The sequence below is a fragment of the Acuticoccus sediminis genome (assembly GCF_003258595.1).
Lineage (GTDB): Bacteria > Pseudomonadota > Alphaproteobacteria > Rhizobiales > Amorphaceae > Acuticoccus > Acuticoccus sediminis.
Window position 1 is genome coordinate 59923 of the sequence record NZ_QHHQ01000003.1, and the last position, 16216, is coordinate 76138.

Annotated in this window: 15 protein-coding genes; 7 read left to right on the forward strand and 8 right to left on the reverse strand. The window is 69.8% G+C overall.

Translation table 11 applies throughout. From position 1 onward, the window contains the following. The first annotated feature begins 91 nt into the window (after window positions 1–91). Window positions 92–1555, forward strand: a complete 1464-nt coding sequence (gene hydA, locus DLJ53_RS14525; RefSeq protein ID WP_111346448.1) for a dihydropyrimidinase — start codon at window positions 92–94, stop codon at window positions 1553–1555. A gap of 71 nt (window positions 1556–1626) precedes the next feature. On the opposite strand, the gene DLJ53_RS14530 is transcribed toward hydA, so the two are convergent. The 8 genes from DLJ53_RS14530 to purM form a co-directional block, all read right to left on the reverse strand. Continuing rightward, on the reverse strand, window positions 1627–2298 hold the full coding sequence (locus DLJ53_RS14530) for a flavin reductase family protein (RefSeq protein ID WP_111346450.1): 672 nt from the start codon (window positions 2296–2298) through the stop codon (window positions 1627–1629). Next, window positions 2295–3224 (reverse strand): N-carbamoyl-D-amino-acid hydrolase, encoded by a 930-nt coding sequence (locus tag DLJ53_RS14535; RefSeq protein ID WP_111346452.1) that lies wholly within the window; start codon window positions 3222–3224, stop codon window positions 2295–2297. The genes DLJ53_RS14530 and DLJ53_RS14535 overlap by 4 nt, the downstream gene beginning before the upstream one ends. Before the next feature lie 24 nt (window positions 3225–3248). Further along, window positions 3249–3914, reverse strand: coding sequence for an amino acid ABC transporter permease (locus DLJ53_RS14540; protein WP_111346454.1), 666 nt, complete (start codon window positions 3912–3914; stop codon window positions 3249–3251). Between the two features lie 94 nt (window positions 3915–4008). Then, window positions 4009–4698, reverse strand: a complete 690-nt coding sequence (locus DLJ53_RS14545; RefSeq protein ID WP_111346456.1) for an amino acid ABC transporter permease — start codon at window positions 4696–4698, stop codon at window positions 4009–4011. 15 nt (window positions 4699–4713) lie between these two features. Continuing rightward, entirely contained in the window at window positions 4714–5457 is a 744-nt protein-coding gene (locus DLJ53_RS14550; RefSeq protein WP_280525507.1) for an amino acid ABC transporter ATP-binding protein, read from the reverse strand. Window positions 5458–5565: 108 nt separating this feature from the next. Then, entirely contained in the window at window positions 5566–6402 is an 837-nt protein-coding gene (locus DLJ53_RS14555) for a transporter substrate-binding domain-containing protein (RefSeq protein WP_202913175.1), read from the reverse strand. A gap of 314 nt (window positions 6403–6716) precedes the next feature. Then, complete coding sequence (gene purN, locus DLJ53_RS14560; RefSeq protein ID WP_111346460.1) at window positions 6717–7313, reverse strand: phosphoribosylglycinamide formyltransferase; 597 nt, start codon at window positions 7311–7313, stop codon at window positions 6717–6719. After that, a complete protein-coding gene (gene purM / locus DLJ53_RS14565) occupies window positions 7298–8332 on the reverse strand; it encodes a phosphoribosylformylglycinamidine cyclo-ligase (RefSeq protein WP_111346462.1) in 1035 nt (344 codons plus the stop codon). The genes purN and purM overlap by 16 nt, the downstream gene beginning before the upstream one ends. Before the next feature lie 236 nt (window positions 8333–8568). On the opposite strand from purM, the gene DLJ53_RS14570 reads away from it, so the two are divergent. The 6 genes from DLJ53_RS14570 to DLJ53_RS14595 all read left to right on the forward strand — a co-directional run bounded on the left by DLJ53_RS14570 (window position 8569) and on the right by DLJ53_RS14595 (window position 16197). Then, the gene (locus tag DLJ53_RS14570) at window positions 8569–9231 is read left to right on the forward strand and encodes an HdaA/DnaA family protein (RefSeq protein ID WP_111347777.1); all 663 of its coding nucleotides are present in this window, start codon (window positions 8569–8571) and stop codon (window positions 9229–9231) included. 32 nt (window positions 9232–9263) lie between these two features. Next, window positions 9264–11546, forward strand: a complete 2283-nt coding sequence (locus DLJ53_RS14575) for an RNA degradosome polyphosphate kinase (protein WP_111346464.1) — start codon at window positions 9264–9266, stop codon at window positions 11544–11546. 3 nt (window positions 11547–11549) lie between these two features. Beyond that, window positions 11550–13073 carry a Ppx/GppA family phosphatase gene (locus DLJ53_RS14580; RefSeq protein ID WP_111346466.1) on the forward strand — a complete coding sequence of 508 codons (1524 nt, stop codon included), beginning with the start codon at window positions 11550–11552 and terminating at the stop codon, window positions 13071–13073. 107 nt (window positions 13074–13180) lie between these two features. After that, on the forward strand, window positions 13181–14371 hold the full coding sequence (kynU, locus tag DLJ53_RS14585; RefSeq protein WP_111346468.1) for a kynureninase: 1191 nt from the start codon (window positions 13181–13183) through the stop codon (window positions 14369–14371). Continuing rightward, window positions 14368–15204 carry a tryptophan 2,3-dioxygenase gene (kynA, locus tag DLJ53_RS14590; RefSeq protein ID WP_111346470.1) on the forward strand — a complete coding sequence of 279 codons (837 nt, stop codon included), beginning with the start codon at window positions 14368–14370 and terminating at the stop codon, window positions 15202–15204. Before kynU ends, kynA begins: the two co-directional genes overlap by 4 nt. Before the next feature lie 144 nt (window positions 15205–15348). Further along, entirely contained in the window at window positions 15349–16197 is an 849-nt protein-coding gene (locus DLJ53_RS14595) for a fumarylacetoacetate hydrolase family protein (RefSeq protein WP_111346472.1), read from the forward strand. Window positions 16198–16216 lie beyond the last annotated feature (19 nt).

The window sequence follows — 16216 nt, forward strand, 5'->3', positions numbered from 1 at the left end:
GCGCTGCGGCACGAACCCTGCAGCATTCCATCGCGCGGTGCCAGTCTGCCCGCACTTAACTCAAGCCTTTAGAAGTCGGCTCCCAAGCTCCATGCCCACCTACGATCTCATCGTCCGCGGCGGCACCGTCGCAACCGCCGTCGACGTCATGCGCTGCGACATCGCCATCAAAGCCGGGAAGATCGCCGCCATCGGCGAGAACCTCGGCGACGCGAGCGAAGTCGTCGACGCCGGCGGCGCGCTCGTCACCCCCGGCGGCGTCGACAGCCACTGCCACATCGAACAGCTCTCCGCCATGGGCGTCGTCAACGCCGACACGTTCGAGACGGCGACCGGCTCCGCCGCCCTCGGCGGCACCACGACGGTGATCCCGTTCGCCTGCCAGCACAAGGGGATGGACATCGCCGAGGTCGCCCGCGACTACCACGCCCTCGCGAGGCGCGGCTCCATCACCGACTACGCGCTCCACCTCATCGTCACCGACCCGACGCCGGTGACGATGAACGAGCACCTTCCGGCGCTGGCCAAGGACGGCCACGGCTCGATCAAGGTCTTCATGACCTACGACGCGATGAAGATCGACGACGGCGAGATGCTCGACGTTCTCCTCAAGGCGCGCGAGCTCGGCACGATGGTCTGCGTCCATGCCGAGAACCACGGCATGATCAAGTGGATGGTGCAGCGCCTGCTGGACCGTGGCTACACCGCCCCGAAGTACCACGCGATCAGCCACCCGCGCGGGTCCGAGGCCGAGGCGTTCAACCGCCTCATCGCCATGTCCGAGCTGATCGACCAGCCGATCATGATCTTCCACGTCTCCACCGCCGAGGGTGCCGCGACCGTCAACGCCGCCCGCGCGCGCGGCGTGAAGGTGTGGGCCGAGACGTGCCCGCAATACCTCTTCCTCACCAAGGAGGACCTCGACAAGCCGGGGATGGAGGGCGCCAAATGGTGCTGCAGCCCGCCGCCGCGCGGCGAGGCCGACATCGAGGCGCTGTGGGCGGCGCTGGAGCGGGGCGACCTGCAGACCGTCACCTCCGACCACGCGCCGTTCTCGTTCGACGAGAAGGGCAAGCTGTCGGCCGGGCCGAACCCGACGTTCAAGCAGATCCCCAACGGCATGCCGGGCCTCCAGGTGCGCATGCCGCTGATGTTCGACGCCATCGTCTCCAGGGGCCGCATGGAGGTGACCGACTTCGTGCGGCTGATGTCCACCGCGCCGGCGCAGCTCTACAACCTCGCCGACCGCAAGGGTTCGATCGCCGTCGGCAAGGACGCCGACATTGTCGTCTGGGACACCGAGCGCGAGGTTACCCTCACCGACGAGATGATGGCCGACGCCACCGGCTACACCCCGTTCGTGGGTCGCACCCTGAAGGGCTGGCCGGCGACGGTGCTGCGCCGCGGCGAGGTCGTCGTGAAGGACGGCACGCTCACCGGCAAGCCCGGCAGCGGCGAGTTCCTGCCGCGTACGGGCGGCAGGGCGGCCGCGCCCCGCGGCAAGGTCGCGCCGGAATTCGACCCGGCCCAGAACTTCGGCGCCAAGCTGCTGTAGGGCGCCATGGCCTCCGGGCCTCCGGGCCGGAAGACCGGGAAGGGGATGCGCCCCGGGGCGCATCCCGGCGGTCAGGCGTCGGTGGTTTCGGCGGGGCCGTGGAGCGCGGGGTCGTACGCCTCGCGCGTCATCGAGAAGCGTTCGCCCAGCTTGGCGTAGTGATTGCCGAAGAGGCGCGCGACGGGGTTGTACGCGTCGACGTCCATGTAGAGCGTCTCCGGGTCGATGATGCCGGGCCGCGCGCGCACCCTGAGGACCTCGCCGATCAGGAGGTCCCGCTCCACCGACACGTTCACCATCATGAAGCGGCGGCATTCCAGCGCGACCGGCGCCTCGGCGATCGCCGGCACCGCGACGTCGCGCGAGGGCGCCGCCGTGAGCCCGGCATACGCCAGCTCGCCGACGTCGGGCGGGAAGTCGATGGCGCAGCGGTTCATCGCCTCCGCGATGTCCTCCGAGACGAGGTTGACCACGAACTCGCCCGTCCGCCGCACGTTGGCGGTGGTGTCCTTCATGGCGCCTTCCCGCGACTGCAGGCCCAGGACGACGAGCGGCGGGGCCTCGGAGAAGACGTTGAAGAATGAGAACGGGGCCGCGTTGACCGCGCCGTTCGGCGCGAGGCTCGTCACCAGCGCGATGGGGCGCGGGATGACGACGCTGCACAGGACCTTGTAGCAGTCCTTCTGCGAGAGGTCGGAGAGGGCGAGGTCGACCCCGCCCTCGAGCGTTCCGCCCGCGCTCATACCGACGGCGGCTCGACGCCGGTCTGGCTGGTGATCAGCCCGTAGTGCTCGATCCGGCGGTGGCGCTTGAAGTCGAAGATCGTCTCCTTGCCGAAGCGCGTCGCGTCGAGGTCGCAGGGGTGGACGATCAGCTCGTCGCCCTCGGTCTTCGTCTCGGCGACGACCTTGCCGTTCGGGTCGACGATCACGGTGCCGCCCATCAGGTGGTGCCCGTCCTCGTCACCGGCCTTCGCCACGGCGATGACCCAGGTCGAGTTCTGGTAGGCGCCCGCCTGCAGCGAGAGCTTGTGGTGGAACAGCCGGTCCTCGATGCCCTCGTCGGACTTCTGGCTGTTCACAGACGGCGTGTTGAAGCCGAGCATCACCATTTCGACGCCCTGGAGGCCCATCACGCGGTAGGTTTCGGGCCAGCGGCGGTCGTTGCAGATGCACATGCCCATGAGCCCGCCCAGCGCGTGCCACACGGGAAAGCCGAGGTCGCCCGGCTCGAAGTAGCGCTTCTCGAGGTGCTGGAACGCCCGCTTCTCGTCGAACTCGGAGTGACCTGGGAGGTGGATCTTGCGGTACTTGCCGACGATCGCGCCCGCCTTGTCGGTCAGGATCGAGGTGTTGAAGTGGTGTCCGTCCGGCGTCTTCTCGGCGTAGCCGAAGGAGATCGCGACGCCGAGTTCGCGGGCGCGGTCGAACAGCGGCTTCGTCGCCGCGTTCGGCATCACGCTCTCGAACCAGGTGTCGATCTCCGCCGGGTCGGTCATGTACCAGCGGGGGAAGAAGGTCGTCAGCGCGAGCTCGGGGAACACGACGAGATCGCAGCCCTTGGCCGCCGCATCGTCGAGCAGCGCGATCATGCGGGCCACGACCTCCTGCCGCCCTTCGGCTTTCTGGATGGGTCCGAGCTGTGCGGCTCCGACGGTGAGGGTACGCATGGAAGTCTCCTTAAGACGCGCGGGTCATCCTGCGACGCGGCGTTCGAGGCGGCTGAGAAGCCGCACCACCGGCCACAGGAGGACGAGGTAGAAGGCTGCCGCCAGCACCAGCGGCGAGGCATTGAAGGTAATAGACCGTGCCATGTCGGCTGAGTAGAGGAGCTCGGGCAGAGCCACCACGCTGGCGAGCGAGGTCAGCTTCACCACCTCGATCGTGTTCGAGAGGAGGTCCGGCAAAACGTTGCGCACCGCCTGCGGGATGATGACGTAGAGGTTCGTCTGGAACGCCGTCAGTCCTGTGGAGCGTGCCGCTTCCCGCTGCCCCGCGCCGATGCTCTCGATCCCGGCCCGGTAGATCTCGCCGTAGAAGGCCGAGTTGTTGAGGAGGAACGCCAGCGTCACCGACTGGAACGGCGTCAGGCTGATCCCCGCGAACGGGAGGCCGCTGTGGATGAAGATGAGGAGCACCAGCGGCGGCACGGCCCGGAAGAGGTCGACGTAGGGCACCATCATGATGCGCAGCCAGCGGCGGTGGCTGGTGGCGCACAGCGCCGCGACCAGCCCGGCGACGAGCCCCACCGGAACGACGATCGCGCACACCTTCAGCGTCATGACGAGCCCCTTCAGCAGGAGCGGGAACGTCTTCGTCATGATCGCGACGTTGAAGAACTGGTCGAGCAGCTGGTCCATCAGCGGCGCTCCGTCCTGGCTGGCCGGCCGATGACGGCGACGTCGCGCACGGGCGGAGCCGGCGTCGGCGCGCGCTTGGGTTCGGCGGGGTGCATCAGGCGCGCTTCCAGGCAAAGCGCGTCTCCAGCCAGCGGCCGAAGATCACGACGGGGATGAAGAGGACGAGGTAGGCGACCGCGCCCATCATCAGCGGCGTGGCGTTGCCGGCGAACGACGTCGCCGTCGTCGCCTGGTTGAGGATCTCCGGCACGCCGATCACGGTGCCGAGCGCGGTGTTCTTGGTGATGGCGATGGTGCGGTTGGTGAGCGGCGGGATGGTGATCCGCGCCGCCTGGGGCATCACCACCCAGACGAGGGTCTGCGTGAAGCCGAGGCCGGTGGAGCGCGCCGCCTCCCACTGGCCCTTCGGCGTCGCGGTGATGCCGGCCCAGAAGATCTCCTCCGCGAACGCCGCCAGCACGAACATCAGGACGAGCCAGAGCACCACGAAGTTCGGCAGCGAGACCCCGACGTTGGGGAGGCCGAAGTAGACGACGAGGATCAGCACCAGCGGCGGCAGCGCCCGCATCATGTCCACGAAGACGACGATGACGACGTTCAGCGCACGGATGCGGTAGGCGCGCACCAGGGCGAGGGCGAGGCCGAGGAGGATCCCGGTGATCACCACGAGGACGGCGCATTCGAGGGTCACGACGACGCCCTTGGCGATCGACGGCAGGTACTTCTCGATGACGGAGGATTTGAAGAACGTGTCGAGGAAGATCGACCAGCGGTCAGGGGGCATGGGTCCGGCCTGACGTCAGTTGAGGACGCGGGAGAGGAAGGCGCGGGTGCGCTCGTGCGTCGGCGCCCCGAAGATCTGGCTCGGCGGGCCCTGCTCGACGATCACCCCGCCGTCCATGAAGACGACACGGTCGGCGGCCTCCTGGGCGAAGCGCATCTCGTGGCTGACGACGAGCATCGTCATGCCGTCGGCCTTGAGGTCGCGCATCACGGCCAGCACCGAGCCGACCAGCTCGGGGTCGAGCGCGGAGGTCGGCTCGTCGAACAGCATCACCTCCGGCTTCAGGGCGAGGGCGCGGGCGATGGCGACGCGCTGCTGCTGCCCGCCGGAGAGGGCGTTGGGGTGGTGCCCGGCGCGATCGCCGAGGCCGACCCGGGCGAGCGCCGCGTCCGCCTCGGCCCGCGCCTGGTCGCGCGGCAACTTCAGCACCTTGCGCAGCGCCAGCATGACGTTCCCGCGCGCGGTCATGTGCGGGTAGAGGTTGAACGACTGGAACACCATGCCGATGCGCCGGCGCATCGCGTTGATGTCGACCTTGGGCGCCAGCAGCTCCTGGCCGGCGAAGCGGATGGAGCCGTCCGTCGGCTCCTCCAGGCGGTTGCAGCAGCGCAGCAGCGTCGACTTGCCGGAGCCGGAGGGGCCGATCACGAAGACCAGCTCCTGCGGGCGGACGGCGAGGTCGATCCCCTTCAGGACCTCGGTCGAGCCGAAGCGCTTGGTGAGGCCGCGCACATCGAGAATGGGCTGTTGGGTCGCCACCGGACTATCCCGTACTGACTGAAGAATGGCCGGGACGGGCCCGGCCACGGGAGCGCCCGTCGCCGGGCGCCGCGCATGATGCCCGCCAGCGGCGGGCGCTCACGCTCGTCAGGAGCACTGCAGCTCGTGCTCGGTCGCGTCGTAGTTCGGCATGTCTGGGATGCCGACGCCGGGATAGATCGTCGCCGTCGCCGAGTCCGCGGCCGGGGCGTAGCCGAACCACTTCTCGTGCAGCTCGGCGAGGGTGCCGCTCTTCTTCAGGCACTCGACCGCCATGTCGAGCTTGGCGCGCAGCTCCGTGTTGTCGAGCCGCAGCGGGATCGAGAACACCTTGCCGGTGGAATAGAGGTACGACAGCTCAAGCTGCGGGTTCTGCTTCACCGCCCAGGCGGAGTTGGTGTTGCCGGCGACGTTCGCGAACGCGCGGCCCGACATCACCGCCTGCAGCGCGTCGAGGTTGGTGCCGTAGGACTCCACCGTCCAGCCGATCTCGTCGGCGATGCCGCGCGCCCACTCGTCGTAGGCCGAGCCCTTGTTGACGGCGATCACCTTGTCCTTGAACTCCTTCAGGTCGGTGATCTTCGGCGCGCCCTTTTTCGTGACGAACTGGAAGTCGGTGTTGAGGTAGGGCTCGGTGAAGAGCATGTTCTCGGCGCGCTCAGGCGTCACCGTCGTCGGCGCGAGCACGAAGTCGTAGGTGCCTGCCTGCAGACCGGGCAGAAGGCCGGACCACTGGGTCACGTCGATGTCGACTTCGGTGCCGAGCTCCTCGCCCAGCGCCTTGCCGAGGTCCATGTTGAAGCCCTCGGTCTTGCCGTCGAGCGTCGGGAAGGCGTGCGGCGCGAACGTGCCGTCGACGCCGGTCTTGAGGCTCTGGGCCGACGCCGCGACCGGCGCGGCGGCGAGGCCGGCCGCGAGCAGCGTGGCCATCAGGGCAGTTTTCATCGTCTTTCTCCTCTCCCGTGGGCCCCGGCGACGTGCGCGCCAGGGGGCCGCGCGGTGAGGGCGGCAGCGTCAGGCACGAGGTCCGGAACCGGTCCGCCCACGCTGATGCATTTTGCGTGCCGATGGAATGCCAAGAGGGCGCCGAGCCGCGTGCAATCCGCGATCCGGCGGAGACACCATTGGGAGATGCAGGGAGGGGGAGGCGGCGCCGCGGGGCTCGGGCTTCACCAAGGAACAGGCGGAGGGATCCGCCGTGCCTGTGGCGGCGCGGCGGGACCGTGGGTCCGGTGCGGGGAGGCTCAGGGGGTTGCCGGCTACCCGGCGAGATAGGCGGCCAGCGCCGCGGGGTAGAGCTTGTGCTCCTCGACGAGGACGCGCTGGGCGAGCGTGTCCGGGGTGTCGTCCGGCCGGACCGGGACGCGCGCCTGGGCGAGCGCCGGCCCGTCGTCGAGCTCCGGCGTGACGAGGTGGACGGTGACGCCATGCTCGGCGACGCCGTCGGCGAGCGCCCGGGCGTGGGTGTCGAGGCCGCGGTAGGCCGGCAGCAGCGACGGGTGGATGTTCAGCATCCGGCCCTCCCACCGCTCCACGAAGGGGCGGCCGAGGATGCGCATGAAGCCGGCGAGGCAGATGAGCTGTGCGCCCGCCTCGTGCACCTTCGCCTCGAGCGCGCTGTCGAAGGCGTCGCGGCTGTCGTAGTCGCGCCGCGCGACGGCGGCGGTGGCGATCCCCTTCGCCCGCGCGAGGTCGAGGCCCTTGGCGTCCACCTTGTCGGAGAGGACGAGGACGATGCGGGCCGGGTAGGCCGGATCCTCCGCCGCCTCGGCGAGCGCGGCGAAGTTGCTGCCCCGCCCCGACAGGAAGACGGCGATGGGAACGCGGCCGTCCGCGTCCCTCACGAAATCAGGCATTGCGGTCCGTCGCCCTCGCGCTCGACCACGGTGCCGACCCGCACGGCCGTCTCGCCGGCGGCCTCGAGATCGGCGACGACGGCGTCCGCGGCCTCGGCGGCGACCGCCATGACGAGGCCGGTGCCGCAGTTGAAGGTCGCTTCCATCTCCGCCGGCGAGAGGTCGCCCTGCTCGGAAAGGAATGCCATCAGCTTGCTCGGCGGAAGGAGGTCGCGCTCGATCGCCGCGCACTGGTCGTCGGCCAGCATGCGCGGCACGTTGCCGGTGATGCCGCCGCCGGTGATGTGGGCGATGCCGTGGACCGGATGCGCCGCGACGGCGGCCAGCACGGGCTTCACGTAGATGCGGGTCGGCGTCATCAGCGCCTCGCCGAGGGTGACGTCCTCGAACGGGGCGGAGAGGTCCCAGTTGCGGTCGGCCGCGAGCCGGCGGATCAGCGAGTAGCCGTTGGAGTGCGCGCCGGAGGAGGCGAGGGCGATGAGCGCGTCCCCCACCGCCACGTCCTTCGGCAGCACGCGGTTGCGCGGCACGGCGCCGACCACGAAGCCGGCGAGGTCGTAGTCGCCCCGGGCGTAGTGGCCCGGCATCTCCGCCGTCTCCCCGCCGACGAGGGCGCAGCCGGCCTGGCGGCAACCCTCGGCGATGCCCTCGACGACCTCCGCCGCGGCGGCGACCTCGAGCTTGCCGGTGGCGTAGTAGTCGAGGAAGAGGAGCGGCTCGGCGCCCTGGGCGAGCACGTCGTTGACGCACATCGCGACGAGGTCGATGCCGACCCCGCGGTGCATGCCGAGCTCCACCGCGAGGCGGAGCTTGGTGCCGACACCGTCGGTCGATGCGACGAGCAGCGAGTCGGCGTGGCCGGCGGCTGCAAGGTCGAACAGCCCGGCGAATCCGCCGAGCGAAGGTGTGCATCCGGGCCGGGCCGTCGAAGCGGCGGCCGGCTTGATGCGCTCGACGAGCGAATCGCCGGCCTCGACGTTCACGCCGGCGGCGGCGTAGCGTGCGCGGGGGTCTTCCATCGATGCCTTCCGAAATCTCGCCTGCGACCTGCCACGGTTCGGGGTCGAGGGAAAGGGCGAACGGGCCAAGTGCCGCACAGGTTGTCAACAGGCAATCTGCAAAACCATGTTGAAAGCGGTGAGGCGACATGGCGGCGGCCCCCGGATCGGCGGGGCCTCGCTAGGGTGGCGTCGGCCGGGGCGGTTCCGCCGGGACGGACATGCCGACAAGGACGACGGGTCACGTTGGGGCTTTGATGGAACAGCTAGCGCTCGACCTTAACAACGGGGAAGTACCGCCCGCGACGATCGTCACGCCGTGCAACGCGGCGGCCTTCGCGCTCGTCGACGAGTGGCCGCGCTGGTCGCATCCGGTGGCGCTCGTGCGCGGCGGCGAGGGGACGGGCAAGTCGCACCTCGCCCGCGCCTTCGCCGAGCGGACGGGGGCGGCGCACCTCGCCGGGGAGGCTCTGAGGGCGGGGGACGTGCTGCAGCTCGCGCGCGGGCCCGTGGTGGTCGACGACGCGGACCGGGCGGACGAGCGGGCGCTCTTCCATCTCATCAACGCCGTGCGGGCCGCCGGGACGACGCTTCTCCTCACCGCGCGTTCGCGGGCCGGGATCGCGCTGCCGGACCTCGCCTCGCGCCTCAACGCCACGCCCGAGACGGTGCTGCAGCCGCCAGACGACATCCTGCTGCGGCGTGTCCTGGTGGAGGCGTTCCTCGCCCGCCAGCTCCCGGCCGACCCGGCCGTGGTGACCTTCCTCATGGCGCGTGTCGAGCGTACACTGCACGCCGCGGTGCAAATGGTGGAGCGGATCGACAAGGCCGGGCTCGCCGAGCAGAGGGGACCCACGCGGCCACTTGCTGCACGAGTCTTGAAAACAGGCGGTTCAATCCCCGACGACATTGTGCCATAGCCCCGGCAGCAGCCAAACCGGCGAGGGCGAACATGGCGATCTCTGACACCGAGGAGGCGTCGCGCACGTCCTCCAAGGCGGGCGCGGTGGCGGCGAACGCCTCCATGCCGGACAAGTCCGACCCGAGGCCCGCGGGGCAGGCTCACGGACATGGACACGGACATGGGCACGTGCGGCCGCACACCCACAACGTCGACGAGGAGCTGAGGGCGAGCCCCGATCGCTTCACCAACCGCGAGCTGTCCTGGCTCGGCTTCAACGAGCGCGTGCTCGAGGAAGCGGCGAACACCAGCCACCCGCTGCTCGAGCGGCTGCGCTTCCTGTCGATCTCGGCCAACAATCTCGACGAGTTCCTGATGGTGCGCGTCGCCGGCCTCATCGCCCAGCAGCGCGCCGGGGTCGACGCGGTCAGCGACGACGGCCTCACCCCGGGCGGCCAGCTGGCGCGCATCAACGAGCGCGTCGCCAACCTTCAGGCCGAGCAGCAGCGCCAGTTCAACGAGCTCAAGACCGAGCTCGTCAGGGAGGGGATCGAGATCGTCGGGCCGGACGACCTCACCGAGCGCGAGCGCGATGACCTCGAGAAGACCTTCCTGACGCATATCTTCCCGGTTCTGACGCCGCTCGCGATCGACCCGGCGCACCCGTTCCCATTCATCCCCAACCTCAACCTCTCGCTCGCGCTTGTGCTGAGGGCGCCGGAGGGCGAGGCGCGCGTCGCGCTGGTGCGCATCCCGGCCCAGGTGGAGCGGTTCATCCGCGTCTCCTCGGGCGAGGGCGAGCGGTTCATAATGCTCTCCAACGTGATCCGGCTGCATCTGCACCGGCTCTTCCCGTCGCACGAGATCCTCTCCACCGGCTCCTTCCGGGTCATCCGCGACAGCGACCTCGAAATCGAGGAAGAGGCGGAAGACCTGGTGCGCACCTTCGAAAGCGCGCTGAAGCGGCGGCGCCGGGGGTCGGTGATCCGCCTCGAGATCGAGGCCTCGATGCCGGACGACCTGCGCGCCTTCGTCTGCGAGCGGCTCGGCGTCGACGACAACGCGGCGATGATCATCGACGGCACGCTGGCGCTGAAGGACCTGTCCCAGCTCGTCTCGCTGGAGCGGCCGGACCTCAAGTTCCAGCCCTATACGCCGCGCTTCCCCGAGCGCGTGCGCGACGCGGGCGGGGACGTCTTCGCCGCGATCCGCACCAAGGACATGGTGATCCACCATCCGTACGAGTCCTTCGACGTGGTGGTGCAGTTCGTCAGCCAGGCGGCGGCCGACCCGGACGTGGTCGCGATCAAGCAGACGCTCTACCGCACCTCCAACAACTCGCCGATCGTCGCCGCGCTGATCGCCGCCGCGGAGGCGGGCAAGTCCGTCACCGCGCTGGTCGAGATCAAGGCGCGCTTCGACGAGGAGGCCAACATCCGCTGGGCGCGCGACCTGGAACGGGCGGGCGTGCAGGTCGTCTTCGGCTTCCTGGAGCTGAAGACGCACGCCAAGCTGTCCCTGGTGGTGCGGCGCGAGGGCGGCAAGCTCGCCACCTACACCCACATCGGCACCGGCAACTACCACCCGATCACGGCGAAGATCTACACGGACCTCTCCTTCTTCACCGCCAACCCGGAGATCGGGCAGGACGCGGCGCGGATCTTCAACTTCGTCACCGGCTACGCCGAGCCGGCGGAACTCAACCGCCTCGCGGTCTCGCCGATCACGCTGCGCCGGCGAATCCTCGACCATATCGACGCCGAGATCGCCCATGCCCGGGCCGGTCGTCCGGGCACGATCTGGATGAAGATGAACTCGCTCGTCGACGCCAAGGTGATCGACAAGCTCTACGACGCGTCCGCGGCGGGCGTGGAGGTCGATCTGGTGGTGCGCGGCATATGCTGTCTGCGGCCGGGCGTCCCGGGCCTCTCCGAGAATGTGAGGGTGAAATCGATCGTGGGTCGATTTCTCGAACACTCTCGGATCTTTTGCTTCGGCAATGGCTCGGCGCTGCCGTCGCGTGATGCGGTGGTTTACATCGGGTCCGCGGACATGATGCCCCGCAACCTCGATCGACGTGTGGAAACCCTGGCACCGATCGACAACGACACCGTGCATCAGCAGATTCTCGATCAAATTATGGTAGCGTCCCTGCGCGACAACGAGCAGAGCTGGATGATCAATCCCGACGGAAGCCACAGCCGCGTCACGGTCGAGGACGACGAGGAGCGTGTGAACGCACATAAGTACTTCATGACCAATCCATCGCTGTCCGGCCGGGGCAAGGCGGGCGAATTGCAGAAGCCCAAGGCGCTCGCGCCGTTCCTGGATTGATCGGTGCCGGAGCTCACCCGAGCCCGCGAGATCCCGCGGGGCACGCGTCTGGGCGATGGGATTGCCGTCATCGACGTCGGTTCCAACTCGGTCCGCCTGGTCATCTACGAACGGGCGTCCCGGGCGCCGACCGTTCTGTTCAACGAGAAGGTGCTCGCCGCCCTCGGTGAAGGTCTCGTCGACAACGGCCGCCTGACGGAGGAGGCGATGGGACGGGCGCTCATCGCCATCCGCCGCTTCATGGCGGTGGTCCGTGCCGCGGAGGTCGACAACGTCACCATCGTGGCGACGGCGGCGGCGCGCGTCGCCTCCAACGGGGCGGCCTTCATCCGCGACATCGAGGCGATCGCCGGCGTGCCGGTCCGGGTGCTGCAGGGCGTCGAGGAGGCGCAGATGGCGGCGGCCGGCGTCCTGTGCGGCTTCTGGCGGCCCGACGGCGTCGTCGGCGACCTCGGCGGCGGCTCGCTGGAGCTGATCGACCTGTCGCCGAAGGGCGTCGGCGAGGGGGACAGCTACCCGCTCGGCACGCTCCGGCTGCGCGGCGACGCGAAGTCGTCGCTGGCGCGGGGCGGCGAGATCGCGCGGGACATCCTCGCCCGGTCCGAGCCGCTCCGGGCCTGTCAGGGGCGCAACTTCTACGCCGTCGGCGGGACATGGCGATCCCTGGTCCGCCTGCACATGGCGGTGACGAGCTACCCGATCTCGATCATGCACCAGTATGCGGTCGAGGCGGACGAGATGGCCGACTTCTGCGACGAGGTGCTGAAGCACGGCGTCGACACCATGGACAAGAGCGGCGTCATCTCGAAGGGCCGCCGCGGGCTCGTCCCCTGGGGCGCGGTGGTGATGCGAGCGCTCATCGCGCTCGGCCGGCCGCGGACCATCGTCGCCTCGTCGCTGGGCGTGAGGGAGGGCCTCATCTACGAGGCGCTGACGGAGGAGGAGCGCTCGCCCGATCCGCTGATCCTGGCGGCGGAGGAGCTGGCGATCCTGCGCAACCGCTCGCCGCAGCAGTCGGCCGAGCTGGTGGAGTTCTCCAGGGCGTGCCTGGAGGCGATGGGCCTCGACGAGACGCAGTCGGACGAGCGGCTGCGCGTCGCCGCATGCCTGATGTCGGACATTTCCTGGCGCTCGCACCCGGACTATCGCGCCGATCAGGCGATCGCGGTCGTCTCCAACGTCGCCCTCTACGGCGTGGACCACCACGGGCGCGGCTTCCTGGCCCAGGTGCTGATCGACCGCTATGGCGGGCCGGAGCATCCGCAGACCAGTCCGGGCGCGGCGATGCTGTGCTCGGGCAAGATGCTGGAGCGGGCGGAGGTGATCGCCGCCATCCTGCGGGTCGCCTACGTGCTCGCGCCGGGAATTCCGGGCGTTCTGCCGAAGGCCTCCATCGTGCAGGAGGAGGGTAACCTCATCCTGCGTCTTCCGGCGGACATGGCGGTGTTCGACGGGGAGAGGCCGCTCCGCCGCATGCGCCAGCTCGCCCGTCTCGTGGGGCTCGACGGGCGCATCCAGTCGGGCTGAGCCGCCACGGCGGCGCGGTGGAGCATCGCGCCCCAAGGGCTTGATCGGCGGCGCGTTTGGGCGTCGTCTACTCGTGCCAGCGGGTGCGGGGGGCGACATTGGGCGGCATGTTCGAGGCCACCAAGGCACAGTTCGAGTTGCCGGAGGGCGTGATCTACCTCGACGGCAATTCCCTCGGCCCCCTGCCGAAGGGCGCCGCCGGCCGCGTCGCGCGGACGATGACCGAGGAGTGGGGCAAGCGCCTCATCCGCGGCTGGAACGACGCGGGGTGGATGGCCGCGCCCGAGCGGATCGGCGACCGCATCGCCCCGCTGGTCGGCGCCCCGGCCGGCTCCGTCACCATGGGCGACACGCTCTCCATCAAGATGTTCCAGGCGCTTGCCGCCGCGCTCGGTCTCGCGCCGGAGGGGCGGCGGGTGGTGCTGTCGGACGAGGGCAACTTCCCCACCGACCTCTACATGGCCGACGGGCTTCTCGCCGCGCTCGGCCGGGGCCACGAGCTGAAGGTCGTCGCGCCCGAGGCGGTCGAGGACGCCATCGACGAGAGCGTCGCGGTGCTGATGCTGACCGAGGTGGACTACCGCACCGGCCGCCTGCACGACATGGCGCGCCTCACCGCGAAGGCGCACGCCGCCGGGGCGCTCGCGGTATGGGACCTCGCCCATTCCGCCGGCGCGCTCCCCATCGACCTCGAAGGGGCGGGGGCGGATTTCGCGGCGGGCTGCACCTACAAGTACCTCAACGGCGGCCCGGGCGCGCCGGCGTTCATCTACGTGGCGCCCAGGTGGGCGGATGTGGCGCGGCCGATCCTCTCCGGATGGCTCGGCCACGAGGCGCCGTTCGCCTTCGACCTCGACTACCGCCCCGCGCCCGGCGTCGCGCGGATGCGGGTCGGGACGCCGCCGATCATCGCCCTCGCATCCCTCGACGCGGCGCTCGACGTCTGGGACGGCATCTCCCTTGCCGAGGTGCGCCGCGCGTCGCTCGCCCTCTCCGAGCGCTTCATCGCCGAGGTGGAGGCGCGCTGCCCGATGCTGACGCTCGCCTCGCCGCGCGACGGGGCGGAGCGCGGCAGCCAGGTCTCATTTCGCCATCCGGAGGGCTACGCGATCATGCAGGCGCTCATCGCGCGCGGCCTCATCGGCGACTTCCGCGCCCCCGATGCCCTGCGCTTCGGCTTCACGCCCCTCTACATCGACGAGGGCGACGTGATGGCGGCCGTCGCCATCCTGGAGGAGGTCATGGCCGGGAGGCTGTGGGACCGGCCCGAGTACCGCAAGAGGGCGCGCGTCACATGACGGACCCCTACGATCCGTCCGCCGAGGGGGCGGAGATGTCGTTCCGGGACCGCATGTCCTACGGCGACTATCTCCACCTCGACGCCGTCCTCGACGCGCAGGCCCCGCTCTCGGACGCGCACGACGAGCTCCTCTTCATCGTCCAGCACCAGACCAGCGAGCTCTGGATGAAGCTCGCCGTGCACGAGATCCGCTCGGCGATGGCGGCGCTCAGGACCGGCGAGGCCCGGCCGGCCTTCAAGATGCTGACGCGCGTTGCGCGCATCTTCGAGCAGCTCAACTCGGCCTGGGACGTGCTGCGGACGATGACGCCGAGCGAGTACACCGAGTTTCGCGGCGCGCTCGGCCAGTCGTCGGGCTTCCAGTCCTACCAGTACCGGGCCATCGAGTTCCTGCTCGGCAACCGCAACGAGGCGATGCTGCGCCCGCACGCGCACCGGCCCGAGATCGCAAGGCGGCTGGAGGAGATCCTCGCCGCGCCGAGCCTCTACGACGAGGCGATCGGCCTCCTCGCCCGCAGCGGTTTCGACATCGGCCCCGACGCCGGGCGAACGGACTACCGCGCCCCGCGCACGCCCAACGATGCCGTGCTGGAGGCCTGGCGCAGCATCTATGCGGCGCCCGGCGCGCACTGGGAACTCTACGAACTCGCAGAGAAGCTCGTCGACCTGGAGGACTACTTCCGCCGCTGGCGCTTCAACCACGTCACGACGGTGGAGCGCATCATCGGGCTGAAGCGCGGGACCGGCGGGACGGGCGGCGTTCCGTACCTGCGCAAGATGCTTGAGGTGGTGCTCTTCCCCGAGCTCTGGGACGTCCGCACGCGCCTCTGATGCAGCGCCGCGCGTTTCGCGTATCGCACTTTGGCGGAAGGCGCGGTAGAGCCTCCTGGGCGATGCGCGTCGCCCGACGCAACCGCCTGCCCGCCGGTACGTGACCGTCCGGCCAGGCTTCAGAAACGCTCTAGGAGATCCCCCATGCGCTTCGTCTCATATGTTCGGCTCGGCCGGCCCTCGTTCGGTGCTCTCGTGGATGGCGGCATCGTGGATCTCGCCCGCCACATGCCCGGCATCGACACGCTGCGCGAGGCGATCGCGGAGGACCTCCTCGCCGATGCCGCACGCGAAGTGGTCGGCCGCGCGCCAGAGTTCGCGATGTCGGACGTGATGCTGCTGCCGGTGATCCCGGATCCGGCGAAGATCCTGTGCGTCGGCGTCAACTACGTCGCGCACCGCGAGGAGACGGGCCGCAAGGAAGTCGGCTACCCGACCTACTTCACCCGCTTCGCCGACACGCTGGTCTCCCACGGCGCGCCGATCATCAAACCGGCGGTCTCCGACAAGCTGGACTACGAGGGCGAGCTGGCGCTGGTGATCGGCCGCGGCGGCCGCAACATTAAGCCGGAGAACGCGCTCGACCACGTCGCCGGCTACGCCCCGTTCATGGACGGCTCGGTGCGCGACTTCCAGCGCCACACCGGCCAGTTCACGCCGGGCAAGAACTTCCCCGCGACCGGCGGCTTCGGCCCCGCGCTGGTGACGCCGGACGAGCTCGGCGACGTGACCTCGCTGCCGATCGAGACGCGCGTCAACGGCGAGGTGCTGCAGAAGGCCTCCCTGTCCGACCTCATCTTCTCGATCCCGGACGTGATCGCCTACGCCTCGACCTTCACCCCGCTGCAGCCGGGCGACGTGATCGCGACCGGAACGCCCGGCGGCGTCGGCGAGCGGCGCGACCCGCCGATCTGGCTGAAGTGCGGCGACGTGGTCGAGGTCGACGTCGGCGCGGCCGGCACGCTGGTCAACCGCATCGTCGCGGAAGTCTGAGACGCGGGTGTCTCCCGCG

Bases quoted from the DNA above. Each gene is read 5' to 3' on its own strand.
- kynU (WP_111346468.1), top strand. From the start codon at position 13,181: ATGTTCGAGGCCACCAAGGCACAGTTCGAGTTGCCGGAGGGCGTGATC.
- DLJ53_RS14555 (WP_202913175.1), bottom strand. From the start codon at position 6,402: ATGAAAACTGCCCTGATGGCCACGCTGCTCGCGGCCGGCCTCGCCGCC.
- DLJ53_RS14575 (WP_111346464.1), top strand. From the start codon at position 9,264: ATGGCGATCTCTGACACCGAGGAGGCGTCGCGCACGTCCTCCAAGGCG.
- DLJ53_RS14530 (WP_111346450.1), bottom strand. From the start codon at position 2,298: ATGAGCGCGGGCGGAACGCTCGAGGGCGGGGTCGACCTCGCCCTCTCC.
- purN (WP_111346460.1), bottom strand. From the start codon at position 7,313: ATGCCTGATTTCGTGAGGGACGCGGACGGCCGCGTTCCCATCGCCGTC.
- hydA (WP_111346448.1), top strand. From the start codon at position 92: ATGCCCACCTACGATCTCATCGTCCGCGGCGGCACCGTCGCAACCGCC.
- DLJ53_RS14570 (WP_111347777.1), top strand. From the start codon at position 8,569: ATGGAACAGCTAGCGCTCGACCTTAACAACGGGGAAGTACCGCCCGCG.
- DLJ53_RS14535 (WP_111346452.1), bottom strand. From the start codon at position 3,224: ATGCGTACCCTCACCGTCGGAGCCGCACAGCTCGGACCCATCCAGAAA.
- DLJ53_RS14595 (WP_111346472.1), top strand. From the start codon at position 15,349: ATGCGCTTCGTCTCATATGTTCGGCTCGGCCGGCCCTCGTTCGGTGCT.
- DLJ53_RS14545 (WP_111346456.1), bottom strand. From the start codon at position 4,698: ATGCCCCCTGACCGCTGGTCGATCTTCCTCGACACGTTCTTCAAATCC.
- DLJ53_RS14540 (WP_111346454.1), bottom strand. From the start codon at position 3,914: ATGGACCAGCTGCTCGACCAGTTCTTCAACGTCGCGATCATGACGAAG.
- kynA (WP_111346470.1), top strand. From the start codon at position 14,368: ATGACGGACCCCTACGATCCGTCCGCCGAGGGGGCGGAGATGTCGTTC.
- purM (WP_111346462.1), bottom strand. From the start codon at position 8,332: ATGGAAGACCCCCGCGCACGCTACGCCGCCGCCGGCGTGAACGTCGAG.